This is a genomic window from Methylobacterium dankookense (assembly GCF_902141855.1).
Classification (GTDB): domain Bacteria; phylum Pseudomonadota; class Alphaproteobacteria; order Rhizobiales; family Beijerinckiaceae; genus Methylobacterium; species Methylobacterium dankookense.
The window spans coordinates 96,628-114,850 of the sequence record NZ_CABFVH010000010.1 but is presented as its reverse complement, the minus strand read 5'-3'; the positions used below and the strand labels follow the sequence as shown (position 1 = coordinate 114,850).

The window sequence follows — 18,223 nt, the reverse complement described above, 5'->3', positions numbered from 1 at the left end:
GGGCAGGACGCGCGGGAAGGCCCCGCTGGCCGGCACCCTGGCCCGGCGCGCGCCGCACACCATGTGGTGACGGCGCCGCGCCCGTGCCGCTTCCGTGCAGAGAACCCGCAGAGAACCCGCGCGAGGGGGATGACCGTCTACTTCACCGCCGACACCCATTTCGGTGACGCCTACATCCTGCGCCAGCGCTCCACCCGCTTCGGCTCCGTGGAGGCGCATGACGAGGCCCTGATCGCCGCCTGGAACGCGGTGGTCGGACCCGGCGATGAGGTCTGGCATGTCGGGGATTTCGCCGCCCATGCGAGCCGGGCCCATTGCGCGGCGGTGTTCGCGCGCCTCAACGGCACCAAGCATCTCGTGGTGGGCAACCACGACACCAACCGCGTCCGCACCCTCGCCTGGGCGGAGGCGCCGATGGAGACGGCCCGCCTCCGGCTCGACGGGCCGGACGGCGCGCCCTGCCGCCTGTTCCTGGCGCATTACCCGCACCGGGCCTGGCCTGGCCTGTGGCGCGGCACGCGCCATCTCTACGGGCACACCCACGGCACGATCCCCGACACGCGCTTCTCCTGTGACGTCGGCGTCGATGCCTGGGCGTTCCGGCCGGTGGCGCTCGCCGAGCTGATCGCGCGGCAGGACCGGGCGACGCTCCTGCCGGACGAACTCGCGTTCCGGGCGGCCCGCGCCCGGGAGGGCCGTTGAAAACGGACGCGAGCGTCGCAGTTTAACGGGCGATCTTCTCCATCCGCGTACCGGCCGTCCCCTATGTCGAAGTACAGCCCCCTCCACCGGCCCGAGCTGACCGCGTCCCTCGCTCTCGGCGACGTGGCCTTCGACGCGCTCATCTCCGACCCGCCGCGGGTCTTCCGGGCGGGCACGGCCATCGTCGGGCAGGGGGAGCGGCACGATTACGTCTACCGCCTGCGCACCGGCTGGGTCGCCCGCGTCCGTGCGCTCACCGACGGGCGCGCCCAGTACCTGCTGGTGTTCCTGCCCGGCGACATCTTCGGCGTGAAGAGCATGTTCGTCCTCCACCAGCCGGACGCGGTGGTGGCGCTCTCCGACGTCACGGTGGAACGGGTGGAGCAGCACCGGCTCAAGGCCGCCTTCGACGCCGACGAGGACCTCGCCACGCGCTGCACCTGGCAGATCGTCGAGGAGGAGCGGCGCCTGCACAACTGGGTGGTCAGCCTGGGCCAAGGCAGCGCGGAGGAGCGCATCGCCTACGTGCTGCGGGAGTTCAGCCTGCGGCTCGCCGGCGCCGATCCCGGCGGACGGGGCCTGCGCGACTTCGCCATGCCGCTGACGCAGGAGCAGCTCGGCAACGTGCTCGGCCTCACCCCCGTCCACGTCAACCGGGTGCTGCGCCGGCTGCGGCAGGACGAGATCGTGAGCGTGCGCAACCGCATGGTCCGCATCATCAATCCGGAGGCGCTGGAGCGGATCTCCCGCCCGCTCCAGGACATGCCCGCGGAGCCGCGCGAGGAGGAGACCGCCGAGGCGGCCGGGTAGGGCGGCCGGGTCGCGATCAGGCCGAGCGGGACGCCTCCTCCGGGCTCGTCCAGTCCCAGCCCGCGCCCATCTGGTGGCGGAACCACGTGAACTGGCGCTTGGCGTAGGCGCGCGTGTCGCCCTGGCCGCGCAGGATCGCGTCCTCCAGGCTCAGGCGCCCGTCGAGATGGGCGATCAGCCCCGGCACGCCGTGGGCGCGCATCACCGGCAGCATCGGGTCGAGGCCGCGCTCCCTCAGGGCGGCCACCTCGTCGAGGGCGCCCCCTTCGATCATCTCCCGGAAGCGCCGGTCGATGCGCGCGCGCAGCTCCGCCCGGTCGGGGGCCAGGAAGATCCGGCGCAGGAGCCGGCCGCTCAAGGGGCCGGGGATGCGGGCGCCGTGGAAGGAGGCGATCGGCCGGCCCGTCGCCGCGAGGATCTCCAGCGCCCGCAGCACCCGCATCCGGTCGCTCGGGCGGAGCGCCGCCGCGCCCGCGGGATCGCGCGCGGCGAGGTCGGCGTGCAGCGCCTCGGTCGGCCGCCCCTCGGCCTCCGCCCGCACTGCGGCGCGGACCGCGTCCGGCACCGGCGGCAGGTCGGAGAGCCCGTCCTCAAGGGCGCGGAAATAGAGGCCGGTGCCGCCGACGAAGACCGGCAGCCGCCCGTCGAGCTCCCCGAGCAGGGCCGACACGTCACGCGCGAAATGGCCGGCCGAGTAGTTCACCGCGCCATCCACATGGCCATAGAGCCGGTGCGGCACCCGCGCCTCCTCGGCGGGATCCGGCCGCGCCGTCAGGCGGCGCAGATCCGCGTAGACCTGCATCGAATCCGCGTTGACCACGACGCCCCCGTGGCGCAGCGCCAGCGCGGAGGCCAGCGCCGACTTGCCCGAGGCGGTCGGCCCTGCGATGAGGATCGCCGCCGGCCGATCCGTGGACGGCCCCTGTGACACCACGCTGGAACGGCTCCCTCGATGACCCTCGTCGCGGTCCTGATAGCAAACCCCGCCCGGCCCGCCATCACCGATGCGGTGCTGGCCGAGACCCGGCGGGTGCTGGGCACCGGGCACCAGCCGCGGATCCTGCATGGCGAGGTGGCGGCCGAGGTGATGCTGGCGGGCGAGCCGGCCTCGGCACCTGCCCTCACGGAGCGCCTGCGCGCGGCGCTCGGAGACGAGCCGATCGACGTGGCGGTGCTGCCGGCGGACGCGCACCGGCGCAAGCGCCTGTTCCTGGCCGACATGGATTCCACCATGATCGAGCAGGAATGCATCGACGAGCTGGCCGACCAGGTCGGGCTCAAGGCGCATGTCTCCGCCATCACCGAGCGGGCCATGCGCGGCGAGATCGCCTTCGAGCCGGCGCTCCGCGAGCGTGTGGCGCTGCTGAAGGACCTGCCGGTCGGCGCGATCGACCAGCTCATCGCCGAGCGCATCACCCTCACCCCCGGCGGGCGCACCCTGGTGCGGACCATGCGGGCGCACGGCGCCTATACCTGCCTCGTCTCGGGGGGCTTCACCCTGTTCACCGGACCGGTGGGGAAGAAGCTCGGCTTCGACGAGGACCGGGCGAACCGCCTGACGCTCGCGGGCGAGCGCCTCGCCGGCACGGTCGAGGAGCCGATCGTCGGCAAGGCGGCCAAGCGCGAGACCCTGATCGAGCTGCGCGGCCGCTTCGGCCTCAGCCCCGGCGAGACGCTCGCGGTGGGCGACGGCGCCAACGACCTCGACATGCTGGGCGAGGCCGGGCTCGGCGTCGCCTTCCGGGCCAAGCCCGCGGTGGCTGCCGCCGCGCAGGTGCGCATCGAGCACGGCGACCTCACCGCGCTGCTCTACCTCCAGGGCTATGCCGCGGCGGAGTTCGTGGGCTGAGGGCCAGAAGCGGGCGCTGCCGCAGAGGTCGCGACGGTCCATGCCAGGCCTCTCCTCCCCCTCGCGGGGAGGAGCCGGAGGTGAGGGCGGCGCCGAACAACGCTCGGCGCCGCATCCTGAACCACCCCCACCCCTGACCCCTCCCAGCAAGGGGGAGGGGACCCGTGCTGCATCCGGAACCAGGCGCGGATGGCGTCGTCGAGTGCCCCACGGGCCTGAGCGCCGTGGCTCGCTGTCACCCACCCGCGCCGCCGCGGGGTGTCAGGCGGGGCCCCGGCCGCTAGACTTCCGCGCCTGAACGAGCGGTCGCCCGAGCGGCCGAGACCACAGCCTGAGGAAATCCCATGAACGCCCCGACGCGCCCGCCCGGCTCCGCCGCGCATGAGGGCCAGTCCGCCCGTTTCGTCTGGGACGATCCCTTCCTGCTCGACGACCAGCTCACCGAGGACGAGCGCGCGATCCGCGACGTGGCGCAGGATTTCGCGCGGGAGAAGCTCCTGCCCGGCATCGTCGAGGCCTACGCGAACGAGACCAGCAACCCGGACCTGTTCCGCACCATGGGCGAACTCGGCCTGCTCGGCGTGACGCTGCCCGAGGAATATGGCTGCGCGGGCGCGAGCTACGTCGCCTACGGCCTCGTGGCCCGGGCCGTGGAGAGCGTCGATTCCGGCTACCGCTCGATGATGAGCGTGCAATCCTCCCTCGTCATGTACCCGATCCACGCCTACGGCTCGGAGGAGCAGCGTCGTAAGTTCCTGCCGAGGCTCGCCTCCGGCGAATGGATCGGCTGCTTCGGCCTCACCGAGCCGGATGCCGGATCGGACCCGGCGGGCATGAAGACGAAGGCCGAGAAGATCGAGGGCGGCTACCGGATCTCGGGCGCCAAGATGTGGATCTCGAACGCGCCCTTCGCCGACGTGTTCGTGGTCTGGGCGAAGTCCGACGCCCATGACGGCGCCATCCGCGGCTTCGTGCTGGAGAAGGGCATGAAGGGTCTCTCGGCCCCGACCATCAAGGGCAAGCTCTCCTTGCGCGCCTCGACCACGGGCGAGATCGTGATGGAGGGCGTCGAGGTCGGCGAGGATGCGCTCCTGCCGAACGTCTCGGGGCTGAAAGGTCCGTTCGGCTGCCTCAACCGGGCGCGCTACGGCATCTCCTGGGGCGCGATGGGCGCGGCCGAGGATTGCTGGCACCGCGCCCGCAACTACACCCTGGAGCGCAAGCAGTTCGGCCGGCCGCTGGCACAGACGCAGCTCGTCCAGAAGAAGCTCGCCGACATGCAGACCGAGATCGCGCTCGGCCTCCAGGCCAGCTTGCGCGTTGGGCGGCTGATGGACGAGGGCCGGATGGCGCCCGAGATGATCAGCCTGGTCAAGCGCAACAATTGCGGCAAGGCCCTCGACATCGCCCGGACCGCCCGCGACATGCATGGCGGCAACGGCATCATGGGCGAGTACCACGTGATGCGGCACGCCCAGAACCTCGAAACGGTGAACACCTACGAGGGCACCCACGACGTGCACGCGCTGATCCTCGGCCGCTCGCAGACGGGGCTGCAGGCCTTCTTCTGATGAGCCCGCGGTCTCGTCGGGACAAAGTGTAGCATGATCAATTCCGGTCCCTCGGCCGTTGACTCTCCACAAAGTTTGCGAGCGGCAGGATCGGATCATGAAACAGCTTCTCTTCGCCTCAGCGCTCCTCACCGGTGCGATCGCCCTGCTTCCGGCGACGGCCGACGCCCAGAGGGGCCGGGCCGTGGGTAGCGGGATGGCCGGCGGCGTCCTCGGCGGCGGGGGCGGTGCCCTCGCGGGTGGCGGTGTCCGGATGGGCACCTTCGGGGCCGGCCGCGGCGGCTTCGGCGGTGTCGGCGGCCAGCAGACGATCGGTGGCGCCGGTTTCCGCGGTGGCGGTCTCCAACAGGGTGGCGGTTTCGCGGGCCGCGGCTTCGGCGGCGGTCCCCGGCCCGGCTTCGCCGGCAATCCCGGCGTCGCGGCCAATCCGGGTTTCGCAGGGCGCAATCCGGGATTCAACAATCCCGGCTTCGGCAACGGCTACCGTGCCGCCGGCTTCAACCGGGGCTACGGCTACCATCGGGGTCACGGTTACTGGCGCCGCGGCGGCTATGGGCTCGCCGGCTTCGGGGCGGGCGTTGGCCTCGGCCTTGCCGCGGGCGGCCTCTATGGCGGCTACGGCGACGGCTATCCCTACCCCTATGACGGCTATTACGGCGGCGGCTACGCGCCCGTGACCTATGGCGGCGAGGACTATGCCGAGCCGGCGGCCACCGATGGCGGCTCCGATGGCGCCTCGGTCGCGTATTGCGTGCGCCGCTTCCGCTCCTACGACACGCGGACCGGCACCTATCTCGGCAATGACGGCCGGCGCCACGCCTGCCCGTAACCGATTCCGAACCCCGGATCTTCATGACGGCCCCGCGCGTTGCGACGCGCGGGGCCGTCGGCCGTTTTAATGGGCCGGTCGGCGGAGAACGGGGCTGCCATGACAGAGTCGGCGATCGAGACCCTCAACCGGGCGCGCGCCAGCCTCGTGCGCGAGCGCGACACGCTCGCCCGCCGCATCGCGAGCATGGACCTCGCCCCGGTGACGATGGCCGAGGACCTGACCCGCATCCTCGTCGCGATCGAGACCCTGGACCGCGCGCTGACCGCCGAAGGCCAGCCCTACATGCCCCCGATGAGCGCGGACTGAGATCCGGGTTCCCAAAGGGATCATCCCTTTGGTGGGGTGTCGGGGCCAAGCCCCGACGGCATCCAGGGCTCTGCCCTGGACCCGCGACAGGGATGATCCCTTTCGAAACCCGGATGGATCAGCCGCCGGTCACGCTCATATGGCGCGGCACGGCGGCCGGGCGCTGGCGCTCGATGACGAAGTCGTGGCCCTTGGGCTTGCGCGCGATCGCGTCGATCACCGCCTGCGTCACCAGGGCGTCGTCCGGCGAGGCGCGGAGCGCCGCGCGCAGGTCGGCGGCATCCTCCTGCCCGAGGCACATGTAGAGCTTGCCGGTGCAGGTCAGGCGCACCCGGTTGCAGCTCTCGCAGAAATTGTGCGTCAGCGGCGTGATGAAGCCGAGCCTCCCGCCGGTCTCCGCCACGTGCACGTAGCGGGCCGGGCCGCCGGTCCGGTCGGGCAGGGGGGTGAGGGTGTAGCGCTCCTCCAGCTGCTGCCGCGCCACCGAGAGGGGCAGGAACTGGTCGGTGCGGTCGCCCTCGACCTCGCCGAGCGGCATCACCTCGATCAGCGTCATGTCCATGCCGAGCCCGTGGGCCCAGGCGATCATGTCGGCGATCTCGTGCTCGTTGACGCCCTTCAGCGCCACCGCATTGATCTTCACCTTGATGCCGGCGTCGCGCGCCGCGGCGATCCCGTCGAGCACGACCTTCAGGTCGCCGCGGCGGGTGATCGCGCGGAACTTGTCCGGGTCGAGGGTGTCGAGGGAGACGTTGACCCGGCGCACGCCGAGATCGGCGAGCTCACCTGCGAATCGCCCGAGCTGGGTGCCGTTGGTGGTGAGCGTCAGCTCCTGCAGGGCGCCCGTGCCGAGATGGCGCGACAGGCGGTGGAACAGGTGCATGATGTCGCGCCGCACCAGCGGCTCGCCGCCGGTGATGCGCAGCTTGCGCACGCCGCGCGCGATGAACACGCCGCAGAGACGGTCCAGCTCCTCCAAGGTCAGGAGGTCGCGCTTTGGGAGGAAGTTCATCTCCTCCGCCATGCAGTAGACGCAGCGCAGATCGCAGCGATCCGTCACCGAGATGCGCAGATAGGTGATCGCCCGCTGGAACGGATCGATCAGCGGCGCGGGTGCGGGGGCAGCGGTCGCTGCGAAATCGGTACGCGGTCCCCACATCTCGGGTTCAGGGCTCTGCTGCGGCTGGTTGACGATGGCGTCGCGTGACGAACCTAGCATGTCCTGGCATATGAGGGGATGTGTGCCAGGGAGCAAGCTGGGCCGGACCAGCCGCCGCACGCCGCTTGTGAAAGGGACCTGATCCGTGAGCGAGGAACGCTGGCCCACCGAGATCCGCCTGTCCGCCGACAAGCGCATCCTCAACGTCGCCTTCGACGACGGCAAGCGCTTCGCCCTGCCAGCGGAGTATCTGCGCGTGTCGAGCCCCTCGGCCGAGGTGCAGGGCCATTCGCCGGCCGAGCGCAAGGTGATCGGCGGCAAGCGCGCGGTCGAGATCCTGGCCGTGCAGCCGGTCGGCAACTACGCGGTCAAGCTCGGCTTCGACGACATGCACGATACCGGCATCTACGGCTGGGGCTACCTCTACACGCTCGGCGCCGAGTATTGCGACCGCTGGAAGACCTATCTCGCCGAGCTCGCCGAGCGCGGGCTCGACCGTGAGCGCCGCGGCACGGCCCAGGCGGCGCCCGCCGCGGGCGGAAGCTGCGGCAGCGGCTGCGGCTGCCATTGAGGCCGCGTGCGCGTTGCAGGAAAGCCACCCGCACGCGCGGCGGTGAAAGATGGTTAACCCCTCGCCCCTAGGCTCTGCCGCGTCGCAGACCTTCGGAGCGTTGCCCGTGACCCTTCTGCTCGTCCTCGCCCTGCTTCCCGTGGTCGCCGCCATCGTGCTCGGCCGGGGGCGGCCGGGACCGGCGATCGGTTGCCTCTGCCTCATGGGCGTCGGCTGCGTGATCGCCTGCTCCAGCGTCGCGGGGCTGCTGCGCCACCACCGGGCCTGAGGATCCGCGCCCCGGTTCAGGGCGTGAACCGGGCCTGCAGGTTATGGCCGTGGAGCTTGGCCGAGAGCACCACCTTGGCGCCCGCAGGCAGTGGGGCCTTAAGGTCGGCGACGAGCTTGTTCGGCGCGGCCGGTTTCAGGGTCAGCGTCTCGGTCTTGCCGGCGGCCTGGACATAGGCCTTGGCGCTGAGCCCGGCGGTGTCGACCGGCTTCCCGTCCTCGTCCGAGAGGAAGAAGGTCACGCCCGTCCCGGTGTTGACGAACTCGACCGGGTGCCCGTCGGCCACCACGGTCTGGCCGCCGTTCGGTCCGGCCGCCGCGGCGGGCGTCGCGAGAAGGGCGGCGGCGAGGGCGGCGACCAGAATCTTGCGCATATCCGTCTCCTGCTGGGGTGATGGTTCAGAAGGCTTCGGCCGGGCGGCCTGAGGCCGCATCGGCCGGGTTCGCTTGCGTCTGACGCAGGCGTTCCAGCGGCTTGCGCCCGAAGCTGAGGAACAGGATCGGCGTCAGGATCGTGTCGAGGAGCGTGGCGCTGATCAGCCCGCCGAAGATCGTCACCGCCACGGGGTGGAGGATCTCCTTGCCCGGCGCGTCGGCCCCGATCAGCAGCGGCACAAGGGCGACGCCCGCCGAGAGCGCCGTCATCAGCACCGGCGCCAGCCGCTCCAGGCTGCCGCGGATCACGAGATCCGGCCCGAAGGGCACGCCCTCGTGGATCGCGAGGTTGAGGATGTGGCTGATCTTCAGGATGCCGTTTCGGGTGGCGATGCCGGTCAGCGTGATGAAGCCGATCATCGAGGCCACCGAGAGCGGCTGCCCGGCGATCTTCAGGGCCGCCACCGAGCCGATCAGCGCCAGCGGGATGCTGCCGAGGATGATCAGCGTGAACACCACCGAGCGGTAGCGGCTGTAGAGCAGGGCGAAGACCAGGGCGAAGGAGAGCCCCGAGAGCAGGCCGATGGTCCGGCTCGCTTCCCCCTGCGCCTGGAAGGTGCCTTCGAGGCTGGTGGCGTAGCCCTCCGGCAGCCGGGCCTCGGCCACCGTCTTCTCGATGGCCGTGACGATGGCGCCCATGTCGGCGCCGGGGCTCGTATTGGCCATCACCACGATGCGGCGGCGGGCGTTCTCGCGCAGGATCTGGTTCGGCCCGTCCGTCTCGCGGATGTCGGCGATCTGCCGCGCCGGCACCCAGCCCGAGGGCGTCTCGATCAGCAGGTCGCCGAGCCCGCCCGTGGTGCGGACGGAATCGGAGAGCCGCATCACCACGTCGAAGCGGCGGTAGCCGTCCACCACCCGCGAGACCACCTGCCCGTTGGAGAGGCGGCTCAACTGCTCCACCAGGGCGGCCGGCTGCACGCCGTAGAGGGCCGCGCGGGCGTAGTCGACGCGGATCTCGAGCTGCGGGATCAGCACCTGCTTCTCGACCTGAAGGTCGGCGAGGCCGGGGATCTCGGCCATGCGCCGCCGCAGGTCCTCGGCGAGGCGGCGGAGCGTGTCGAGGTCCTCGCCGAAGATCTTCAGCGCGATCTCGGCGCGCACGCCGGACAGCATGTGGTCGAGCCGGTGCGAGATCGGCTGGCCGACATTCACGTTGACGGGGAGCAGCGCGAGCCGCCCGCGGATGTCGGCGACGAGCTCGGGCTTGGGCCGGGCGCCCAGCTTCAGCGCCACTTCGAGGTCGGAGGAGTGCACGCCCTCGGCATGCTCGTCGAGCTCGGCCCGGCCGGTGCGGCGCCCGACCGAGCGCACGTCCGGGATCTCCAGGAGCAGGCGCTCGGCGACGAGTCCGACCCGGTTGCTCTCGGCGAGCGAGATGCCGGGATTGAAGGTCATGTTGACCGTGAACGAGCCCTCGTTGAAGGGCGGCAGGAAGGCGCGGGGCAGGGTGGTGGCGGCGAAGCCCGCCGCGGCGACCGTGAGCGCGGCGCCGGCCAGGATCGGCCGCCGGTGGGCGAGGGCGAGGCGCAAGGCGGCCGCGTTGAGCCGCTTCAGGACGCGCACCAGCCCGCTCTCGTGCTCCTCCAGGCGCTTCATCCCCGGCAGCAGGTAATAGGCGAGCACCGGCGTCAGGGTGATCGAGACGAGGAGGCTCGCCAGGATCGAGACGATGTAGGCCTGCCCCAGCGGCGCGAAGAGCCGGCCCTCGATGCCCGACAGGGCGAAGAGCGGCACGAAGACGAGGACGATCACCATCGTCGCGTAGACGATGCCGGAGCGCACCTCGTTCGAGGCGGAGACCACCACCTCGAAGACCGAGCGCGGGTTGCCGGCCTTCCGGTTCTCGCCGAGCCTGCGAAAAATGTTCTCGACGTCGACCACCGCGTCGTCGACGAGCTCGCCGATGGCGATGGCGAGCCCGCCGAGCGTCATCGTGTTGATGGAGAGCCCCGCGAGGTGGAACACGATCGCGGTGGCGAGGATCGAGACCGGGATCGCGGTCAGCGAGATCGCGGTGGTGCGCACGTTGAGCAGGAAGGCGAACAGCACCACGGCCACGACGGCGACCGCCTCGACCAGCACCGATTCGACGTTGCGGATCGAGGTCTCGATGAAGTCCGCCTGCCGGAAGATCAGCCGGTCGGCGCGCACGCCCTGGGGCAGGCTCGCGGTGATCTCGTTGAGCGCCGTCTCGACCGCGCGGGTGAGGCGGACCGTGTCGACGCCCGGCTGCTTCTCCACCGAGACGACGACGGCCGGCGCGCCCATATAGCCGGCGTCACCCCGTTTCACGCGTGCCGCGAAGGAGACCTCGGCCACCTGCCGCAGGTAGACCGGCCGGGTCTCGACCGTGGCGACCACCATGTTGCGCAGGTCGTCGAGATCCATGGTCCGGCCGAGGTTCCGGATCAGGTATTCGCGGGCATACTGGTCGGTGAAGCCGCCGCCGGTATTCGTGCCGAACTGCGCGAGCGCCGTCTCGAGCTGGCCTTGCGTGACGCCGAGCGCGCGGAGCGCCGCGGGCTGGGGCGCCACCCGGAACTGGCGCACCTCGCCGCCCATCGGGATCACCTGCGCGACGCCGGGGATCGCGAGCAGGCGCGGGCGGATGGTGAAGTCCGCGATCTCGCGGAGCTGCATCGGGCTGGCCGTGTCGCCGGTCAGCGCCACCATGACGATCTGCCCCATGATCGAGGAGACCGGGCCCATCATCGGGGTCACGGTGGGGGGCAGTTGCGGACGCACCGTCGCCAGCCGCTCGGCGACCTGCTGGCGGTTGCGGTAGATGTCGGTGCCCCAGTCGAACTCGACATAGGTGACCGAGAGGCCGACGCCCGAGACCGAGCGGACGCGGGTGACGCCGGGCAGGCCGTTCATCTGCGTCTCGAGGGGGAAGGTGACGGTCTGCTCGACCTCCTGGGGCGCGAGGCCTTCCGCCTCGGTCATGATGGTGACGGTCGGCCGGTTGAGGTCGGGGAAGACGTCCACCGGCAGCTTGGTCACGGCGAAGGCGCCGTAGAGGACGAGCACGGCGGCGAGCGCCAGCACGAGCAGGCGGTTGCGCAGCGACTGCGTGACGAGGAGCGTGAACATCGGGGCTCCTCAGCGGACCTGATTGAGGAGCTCGGCGCCCTGGGCGACGATGCGGCGGCCGGGCGCCAGCCCCGAGACCACCAGCACGCGGCTGGCGTCGAGGGGCTCGACGCGCACCTCGCGCGGCTCGAAGCGCTCGGGCGCGGTGTGCTCGTAGACGATGCTCTGGCCGTTGCCGCCGCGGACCACGCTGGTGCGGGGCAGGGCGAGGCCGGTCTGGCGGGCGTCGGTCTCGGCGAGCACGGTGACGAACTGGCCGGTGCGCAGGTCGGCCTGCGTGCCGCGGATCGCGAACTGCACCGGCACCGCCTGGCTGCGGTCGGCGAGGCCGGCGCCCATATAGGCGAGGCTCAGCACCCGCCCGTCCGCGAGGCGGGCGGTGGCGTCGGCCGCCGCGGCTGGGGCGTCGAAGCTCAGGGCCTCCACCCAGAGCCGGTCCGGATCGACGATCTGGAACACCACGGCGCCGGGGCTCGCCATCTTGCCGGCCACCGCGTTCGCCTCGGCGACGATGCCGGAGACTGGCGCGGTGAGTGATTCGGGCTGGGCGCGCACGCCGTCGAGCGCGCTGCGGCGGTCGACCAACCCCTTCAGCTCGGCCTGGGCCTCCTCGAGCTGCACCTGCGAGATCGCGCCGCCCGGCGCGAGCTTGCGGTAGCGCTCGACCCGGCGCTCGACGATGGCGATCTGCTGGTCGAGTTCGCCCTGGCGCTGGCGCATGTCGGAGACGTCCACGGCTTGGACCGGCGGCGTCACGGTGGCGAGCACGTCGCCCTTCGAGACCCGTGTGCCGAGCCGGGGGAACAGGCCGGAGGCCGGCGGCGAGAGCCGGCCGCCCACCGAGGATTGCACGACGCCGCTGGCATTCGGATCCGGCACGACGCGGCCGGGCAGCTCGGTGGTGCGGCTAAGCGGGGCTTCCGCCGTCACCAGGGTGCGCAGGCTGAGCACCCGCTGCGTGGGCTTCGGCACGAAGACCGAGCCGTCGGGCAAGCGCTGGGCGAGGTCCTGCGGGCCGGGCGCCGCCATCTGAGCTGCCTGGGGGGCGCCGTGGTCGTGCCCCTCGCCGGCGAAGGCGACGGGCGCCGCGAGGAAGGCCGCGATCAGAATGAGCACGGCGATGGCCGGCACGAGGGGGCGGCGCCGGAAGGCGAGGGTCGCCGCGATGCCGAGGAGGAAGCCCGCACCCCCGACGAGAAAGGGCATCGGATCGGCCTCGCGCAGGTGCTGGCGGAAATCGTGCGCGACCGCGAGGCCGGCATGCCAGGCGGCGGCGGGGCCGGAGGGCGGGGCCGGCGGCGGCTCCGGCACGGTGAGGGAGACGGGGAACAGCTCGGCCGCGCCGTCGACGGTCACCGTGAACAGCACGTCGTAGGCGCCGGGCCTCTCGCTCCAATGGGCGTCGAGGCGGTAGCTGCCGTCCGGGGCGGGCGCCGCTGTGGCGGTGCCCTCGGGCGTCTCGGCCTCGACCTGCGCCGCCGTCACCGGCTCGTTGGTCGCAGCGCGGTCGATGAACACCGTGATCTGGCCGTTGCGCGCGACCGCGACGAGTTCGAGCGCATCGGTGCTCGACGTGCCGCGCGGCGTGATCGTCGCGGGCGCCGCCTTGGGCGCGTCGCCGTGATCGTGGCCCTCGTGCGCCGAGGCCGCGCCGGCCCCGAGGGCGAGCGCGAGGAGAGCCGCGCGGGCGGCACGAAATGGAATCCGCATGGGAAAAGGCACCCTTGACCGTGTCCGAAACCGGGCGCGGGGCGGCTCGACGTCCCACGCGAAGCGCGCCGACGGGCGCGCAGGTCTCAGGCGTCGTGTCTCGGGGGCTCGGGCAGGGCTTCGGGCGTCGCGTCCGGCCGGGCGGCGTCGGGCGCGGGAACGGGCAGGCGCCGCGCCGTCCAGGCGGTGCGCATGGGCGCGACGGGTGCCGCCCCGACGAAGGCGTGGCAGGAGCAGCAGCCGAGCCAGCAGGTGTCGTGGCCGCCGCCCGCATTGGGGACGGCGTCGGCCTGGTCGGTGGCGGAATCCGTGGCGAGGACGGTGTGGCCGTGCTCGGCCGCGGCCTGTTCCAGCGCAGCGTGGAGGCCCGCATGCCGGTGCACCGCGGCCTGGGCGGGCGCCGGCAGCACGAACAGCACGAAGGCCGCGATCTGAAGGATCGCGGTCAGCATGCGCCAGCCGTGCAGAGTCGGTCTCATCACGGGCCGAGCCATAGCACATCCCGCCCGCCCGAACAGGGGCGCCCGCGCCACGGCCCCGCCTCCGGCATGGCGGCGCCCCTCGGGGCGTGCCGTGGCGCACAGGAGGCGGGACGGCGGACCCCAAACGCGAAGGGCCTGCCGCCGCGGATCGTCTCCGCGGCGGCAGGCCCTTCGGGGCAGCGGGTGGGGCGGATCAGACCGCGATGCGCTCTTCGCCGTCCATCGGCTCGCGCAGGACGTAGCCGCGGCCCCAGACGGTCTCGATGTAGTTCTTGCCCTGGCTGGCGTTGGCGAGCTTCTTGCGGAGCTTGCAGATGAACACGTCGATGATCTTCAGCTCGGGCTCGTCCATGCCGCCGTAGAGATGGTTGAGGAACATCTCCTTGGTGAGCGTCGTGCCCTTCCGGAGCGAGAGGAGCTCCAGCATCTGGTACTCCTTGCCCGTGAGGTGGACGCGGGCGCCGGAGACCTCGACGGTCTTCTGGTCGAGATTCACCACCAGGTCGCCGGTCGTGATGACGGACTGGGCGTGGCCCTTCGAGCGGCGGACGATGGCGTGGATGCGGGCGACGAGCTCGTCCTTGTGGAAGGGCTTCGTCAGGTAGTCGTCGGCGCCGAAGCCGAGGCCCTTCACCTTGTCCTCGATGCCGGCCATGCCGGACAGGATCAGGATCGGAGTCTTCACCTTGGCGACGCGGAGCGAGCGCAGCACCTCGTAGCCCGACATGTCGGGCAGGTTCAGATCGAGGAGGATGATGTCGTAGTCGTAGAGCTTGCCGAGATCGACACCCTCCTCACCGAGATCGGTGGTGTAGGTGTTGAAGTTCTCGGACTTGAGCATCAGTTCGATGCTCTGCGCCGTGGCGCTGTCGTCCTCGATCAGAAGTACCCGCATCGTCGGTCCCCAGCCCCGCCGGCCGCTTCAGCGTTCGGACACGCCCCCGTCGCTCACCTGTCCCGGCCTGTGGACAGGCGTTCCGTCGACATTGACGTGAAACGCTAGTGGTTAATCGTTAACAAAACCTGATTCTCGGTTGCAAGCGATCTGTTCGTGCCCCTCGTGCGGCCAAGCCGGTAACGTTGACGATCTGTTCTCACAGGTGCCACCGTTCCCCGCGCGCCCGATCCTCGCAACCCGATTCAAGTGCCTCACCTGCAACGAATCGTGCTCTCACTGTTGCCGGCCGGACACGCTGGTGCGGCATGTCGAGGCAGGCGATCGAGGCGGGTCGAAAGACCCGCCGCGCCCCGCGAAAGCACGGGCCGCTACAAGCCCGATGAGCCCAGTGTTAAGGAGGGAGGTAAACGAAGGGTTGAGAGGGCGCCTCCGGTGACGGACAATCCTGCGACGGTCCCCGCCTCGCTCGCCGCCCTGCGGGCGGCCCTGGAGCGGGTCGAGCCGCTCGCCGTCTACGGCCGCGTCGTGGCCATCCGCGGCCTGCTCGTCGAGGTTGCAGGGCCGGTGGCGGCCATGCGCCTCGGCGGCCGCCTCGACGTCGAGGGCGCGGGCGGGCTGATCCCCTGCGAGGTCATCGGCTTCCAGGGCGAGCGGGCGCTCGCCATGCCCTTCGGTTCCCTGGAGGGCGTGCGCCGCGGCTGCCCGGCCTTTGTCCGAGACGAGGCGGCGGGCGCCGTGCGGCCCTCCCAGGGCTGGCTCGGCCGGGTGATCGACGCCCTCGGGCGCCCCGTGGACGGGCTCGGGCCCCTGCCGGAGGGGCCGCGGATCTACCCGCTGCGCGCCGACCCGCCCCCGGCCCATGCGCGGCGCCGGGTCGGGCCGGCGCTCGATCTCGGCGTGCGCTGCATCAACACCTTTCTCACCATGTGCGCCGGCCAGCGCATGGGCATCTTCGCCGGCTCGGGCGTCGGCAAGTCGGTGCTGCTCTCGATGCTCGCCCGCTACACCGCCGCCGACGTGGCGGTGATCGGCCTCGTCGGCGAGCGCGGCCGCGAGGTTCAGGAATTCCTGCAGGACGATCTCGGTGCCGCGGGCCTCGCCCGCTCCGTGGTGGTGGTGGCGACCTCCGACGAGCCGGCCTTGATGCGCCGGAACGCCGCCTACGTGACCCTGTCCGTCGCCGAGCATTTTCGCGACCAGGGCGCGAAAGTCCTGTGCATGATCGATTCCATCACCCGCTTCGCCATGGCCCAGCGCGACATCGGGCTGGCCGCGGGCGAGCCGCCCACCGCCAAGGGCTACACGCCGACCGTGTTCTCGGAGCTGCCGCGCCTGCTCGAGCGGGCCGGGCCCGGGGTGGGGGAGGGGACGATCTCGGCCCTGTTCACGGTGCTGGTGGAGGGCGACGATCACAACGAGCCGGTGGCGGACGCGGTGCGCGGCATCCTCGACGGGCATATCGTGATGGAGCGCGGCATCGCCGAGCGCGGGCGCTACCCGGCCATCAATGTGCTGCGCTCGGTCTCGCGCACCATGCCGCGCTCCTGCGACCCGGCCTATCTGCCGGTGGTGCGGCGCGCGCGGCGCGTGCTCTCCACCTATGCCGACATGGAGGAGCTGATCCGCCTCGGCGCCTACCGGGCCGGCTCATCACCTGAAGTGGACCAGGCGGTGGCGCTGATGCCCGATATCGAGGCTTTTCTGGGACAGGGTAAGGAAGAAGCAACGTCCATCGGTGAAGGATACGCCCGTCTCGCCCAGATCGTGGGCGGCGACTGAGAGGTCGTTCCGGCGTGGCCGGAGGGGGCCTCCTTGTGAGCGTGGAGTGAGCGTCCCCCATGAAATCGCGTGACACGCTGATCCGTCTGCGCCGCTTCCAGGTCGACGAGAAGCGCCGTCGCGTGACCCAGATCGAGATGATGATGGCCGACTTCCTGCGGATGGCGGCCGAGCTCGATCGGGAGATCGCGCAGGAGGAATCCCGTGCCGGCATCACCGACACGGCGCATTTCGCCTATCCGACCTATGCCCGCGCCGCGGCGACGCGGCGGGACAACATGCGCCAGTCGGCTGCCGCGCTGGAGGACCAGCTCGCCGAGGCGAAGGCCGAGCTCGGCGAGGCCTTCGAGGACCTGAAGAAGGTCGAGATCCTGGACGACCGCGAGCGCTCGGCCGAGCGCGCCGCGGAGGCCGCCCGCGAGCAGGCGGCGATGGACGGGATCGGCCTCGCCCGCGCCCGGGCCTGAAAGACGTGCCCGCCGACGGCCGGAACGGCGCCTCGTGAGGCCGCCGGCCGGGCATCGAGTCGGGCATTGGCATGAAACGGTCATGATCGGCTGACATCACGCGCCGCGCGGGACACCTCGGTCGCGCTTGCGGCGCGCCGCTTCCTGGCGCATCAGGGTCGCCCGAAGGGCAGGTGCCATGAAGAAGATCAGCGAGTTCATCTGGCCGCTCGTCGGCCTCGCGGCGGTCGTCGTGTCCGGATATTTTCTCTATCAGGAGTTGAAGACCACCTCGCTGTCGGCGATCTGGGGGGCGATCCTGGCGATCCCGCCGCACCGGATCCTGCTCGCGCTGGTCTCGACCCTCGTCGCCTACGCCGCGCTCGCCTGGTACGACCGGATCGCGCTCCTGCATCTCGGCGTGCGCCACATCTCGTGGCTGTTCGTCTCGCTCTGCTCCTTCACCACCTACGCGCTGTCGCACAATATCGGCGCCTCGGTCTTCTCGGGCGCGCTGGTGCGCTACCGGGCCTACACGGCCAAGGGGCTCTCGGCGGCCCAGGTCGCGGTGCTGGTGGCGCTCTGCTCCTTCACCTTCTTCCTCGGCACGGTGCTGCTCGGCGGCGCCACGCTGGTGATCGACCCGAACCTGCTCACCCGCCTCGAGGGCAAGCTCCCCGCCGTCTTCACTGATCCGAAGACCGCGCTCGTGGTCGGCTTCGCGCTCCTCGCCTTCGTCGCGCTCTACGTGGTCGGCTCGATCCTGCACCTGCCGCCGCTGCACATCCGCTCGTTCAAGCTCGAATATCCGCGTCCCGGCATCATGGGCCGCCAGCTGCTCGCCGCGCCGCTGGAGCTGCTCGGCGCCGCCGGCATCATCTACTTCGCGCTGCCCGTCGAGATGAACGTCCACTTCGTGACGGTGCTGGCGATCTTCCTCGCCTCGTTCTCGCTGGCGCTCGCCTCGCACGCCCCCGGCGGCCTCGGCGTGTTCGAGCTGGTGTTCATCACCGCCATGCAGATCACCGACGAGACGCAGAAGGACGCCGTCATCGCCGCGGTGATCATCTTCCGCGTCTTCTACCTCTGGCTGCCGCTGCTGGCCTCGATCGTGATCGTGCTGATGTTCGAGCGCTCCCGCCTCGCGGCCGCGGTCGGCAAGACCGATTCGAAGGCGGTGCCCGAGGCTCCGGTCACCGCGCCCGGCCTCGACGCCCACGAGATCGAGCACAAGCTCAAGGAGACGGCGGTCTGAGAACCGCCCAAGCCGCGACATCGATGAAGGCCACCCTGCGGGTGGCCTTCTTTGT

18 protein-coding genes are annotated in these 18,223 nt (G+C 71.3%); 11 read left to right on the top strand and 7 right to left on the bottom strand.

Annotated elements, in window-relative coordinates; genetic code table 11:
- Window positions 1-129: 129 nt before the first annotated feature.
- Together MTDSW087_RS10850 and MTDSW087_RS10845 are read left to right on the top strand one after the other, a co-directional pair.
- Complete coding sequence (locus tag MTDSW087_RS10850) at window positions 130-702, top strand: metallophosphoesterase (protein ID WP_144763673.1); 573 nt, start codon at window positions 130-132, stop codon at window positions 700-702.
- Between the two features lie 63 nt (window positions 703-765).
- Window positions 766-1,512, top strand: a complete 747-nt coding sequence (locus MTDSW087_RS10845) for a Crp/Fnr family transcriptional regulator (protein ID WP_144763671.1) — start codon at window positions 766-768, stop codon at window positions 1,510-1,512.
- Between the two features lie 16 nt (window positions 1,513-1,528).
- Here MTDSW087_RS10845 and miaA read toward each other — a convergent pair whose 3' ends face one another.
- Window positions 1,529-2,443 carry a tRNA (adenosine(37)-N6)-dimethylallyltransferase MiaA gene (gene miaA, locus MTDSW087_RS10840; RefSeq protein WP_238179408.1) on the bottom strand — a complete coding sequence of 305 codons (915 nt, stop codon included), beginning with the start codon at window positions 2,441-2,443 and terminating at the stop codon, window positions 1,529-1,531.
- Window positions 2,444-2,464: 21 nt separating this feature from the next.
- Between miaA and serB the strand changes: the two genes are divergently transcribed.
- The 4 genes from serB (at window position 2,465) to MTDSW087_RS10820 (ending at window position 6,070) form a co-directional block, all read left to right on the top strand.
- Window positions 2,465-3,361, top strand: coding sequence for a phosphoserine phosphatase SerB (gene serB, locus MTDSW087_RS10835; protein WP_144763667.1), 897 nt, complete (start codon window positions 2,465-2,467; stop codon window positions 3,359-3,361).
- 344 nt (window positions 3,362-3,705) lie between these two features.
- Entirely contained in the window at window positions 3,706-4,932 is a 1,227-nt protein-coding gene (locus tag MTDSW087_RS10830; protein WP_144763665.1) for an acyl-CoA dehydrogenase, read from the top strand.
- Between the two features lie 97 nt (window positions 4,933-5,029).
- A complete protein-coding gene (locus MTDSW087_RS10825) occupies window positions 5,030-5,761 on the top strand; it encodes a BA14K family protein (protein WP_144763663.1) in 732 nt (243 codons plus the stop codon).
- Window positions 5,762-5,860: 99 nt separating this feature from the next.
- Entirely contained in the window at window positions 5,861-6,070 is a 210-nt protein-coding gene (locus MTDSW087_RS10820; protein ID WP_144763661.1) for a hypothetical protein, read from the top strand.
- A 118-nt stretch (window positions 6,071-6,188) separates the two neighbouring features.
- Here the strand turns inward: MTDSW087_RS10820 and moaA are convergent, their stop codons facing one another.
- The gene (gene moaA / locus MTDSW087_RS10815) at window positions 6,189-7,229 is read right to left on the bottom strand and encodes a GTP 3',8-cyclase MoaA (protein WP_144763659.1); all 1,041 of its coding nucleotides are present in this window, start codon (window positions 7,227-7,229) and stop codon (window positions 6,189-6,191) included.
- A gap of 145 nt (window positions 7,230-7,374) precedes the next feature.
- Between moaA and MTDSW087_RS10810 the strand changes: the two genes are divergently transcribed.
- Both MTDSW087_RS10810 and MTDSW087_RS30095 read left to right on the top strand, forming a co-directional pair.
- Window positions 7,375-7,800 (top strand): gamma-butyrobetaine hydroxylase family protein, encoded by a 426-nt coding sequence (locus MTDSW087_RS10810; protein WP_144763656.1) that lies wholly within the window; start codon window positions 7,375-7,377, stop codon window positions 7,798-7,800.
- A gap of 106 nt (window positions 7,801-7,906) precedes the next feature.
- A complete protein-coding gene (locus MTDSW087_RS30095) occupies window positions 7,907-8,068 on the top strand; it encodes a hypothetical protein (RefSeq protein WP_186383802.1) in 162 nt (53 codons plus the stop codon).
- A gap of 16 nt (window positions 8,069-8,084) precedes the next feature.
- On the opposite strand, the gene MTDSW087_RS10805 is transcribed toward MTDSW087_RS30095, so the two are convergent.
- The 5 genes from MTDSW087_RS10805 to ctrA form a co-directional block, all read right to left on the bottom strand.
- Complete coding sequence (locus tag MTDSW087_RS10805) at window positions 8,085-8,441, bottom strand: hypothetical protein (protein ID WP_144763655.1); 357 nt, start codon at window positions 8,439-8,441, stop codon at window positions 8,085-8,087.
- A gap of 25 nt (window positions 8,442-8,466) precedes the next feature.
- Complete coding sequence (locus tag MTDSW087_RS10800) at window positions 8,467-11,598, bottom strand: efflux RND transporter permease subunit (RefSeq protein WP_144763653.1); 3,132 nt, start codon at window positions 11,596-11,598, stop codon at window positions 8,467-8,469.
- A gap of 9 nt (window positions 11,599-11,607) precedes the next feature.
- Complete coding sequence (locus MTDSW087_RS10795) at window positions 11,608-13,308, bottom strand: HlyD family efflux transporter periplasmic adaptor subunit (RefSeq protein ID WP_144763651.1); 1,701 nt, start codon at window positions 13,306-13,308, stop codon at window positions 11,608-11,610.
- Window positions 13,309-13,394: 86 nt separating this feature from the next.
- Window positions 13,395-13,790, bottom strand: coding sequence for a hypothetical protein (locus MTDSW087_RS10790; RefSeq protein WP_144763649.1), 396 nt, complete (start codon window positions 13,788-13,790; stop codon window positions 13,395-13,397).
- Between the two features lie 193 nt (window positions 13,791-13,983).
- Window positions 13,984-14,685, bottom strand: coding sequence for a response regulator transcription factor CtrA (gene ctrA / locus MTDSW087_RS10785; RefSeq protein WP_142581854.1), 702 nt, complete (start codon window positions 14,683-14,685; stop codon window positions 13,984-13,986).
- Between the two features lie 435 nt (window positions 14,686-15,120).
- Between ctrA and fliI the strand changes: the two genes are divergently transcribed.
- The 3 genes from fliI to MTDSW087_RS10770 all read left to right on the top strand — a co-directional run bounded on the left by fliI (window position 15,121) and on the right by MTDSW087_RS10770 (window position 18,168).
- The gene (fliI, locus tag MTDSW087_RS10780; RefSeq protein ID WP_144763647.1) at window positions 15,121-16,467 is read left to right on the top strand and encodes a flagellar protein export ATPase FliI; all 1,347 of its coding nucleotides are present in this window, start codon (window positions 15,121-15,123) and stop codon (window positions 16,465-16,467) included.
- Window positions 16,468-16,526: 59 nt separating this feature from the next.
- Window positions 16,527-16,934: a flagellar export protein FliJ gene (gene fliJ, locus MTDSW087_RS10775; protein WP_142581856.1), complete on the top strand. Its 408-nt coding sequence runs from the start codon at window positions 16,527-16,529 to the stop codon at window positions 16,932-16,934.
- A gap of 178 nt (window positions 16,935-17,112) precedes the next feature.
- On the top strand, window positions 17,113-18,168 hold the full coding sequence (locus tag MTDSW087_RS10770; RefSeq protein ID WP_144763645.1) for a lysylphosphatidylglycerol synthase domain-containing protein: 1,056 nt from the start codon (window positions 17,113-17,115) through the stop codon (window positions 18,166-18,168).
- Window positions 18,169-18,223: the final 55 nt, after the last annotated feature.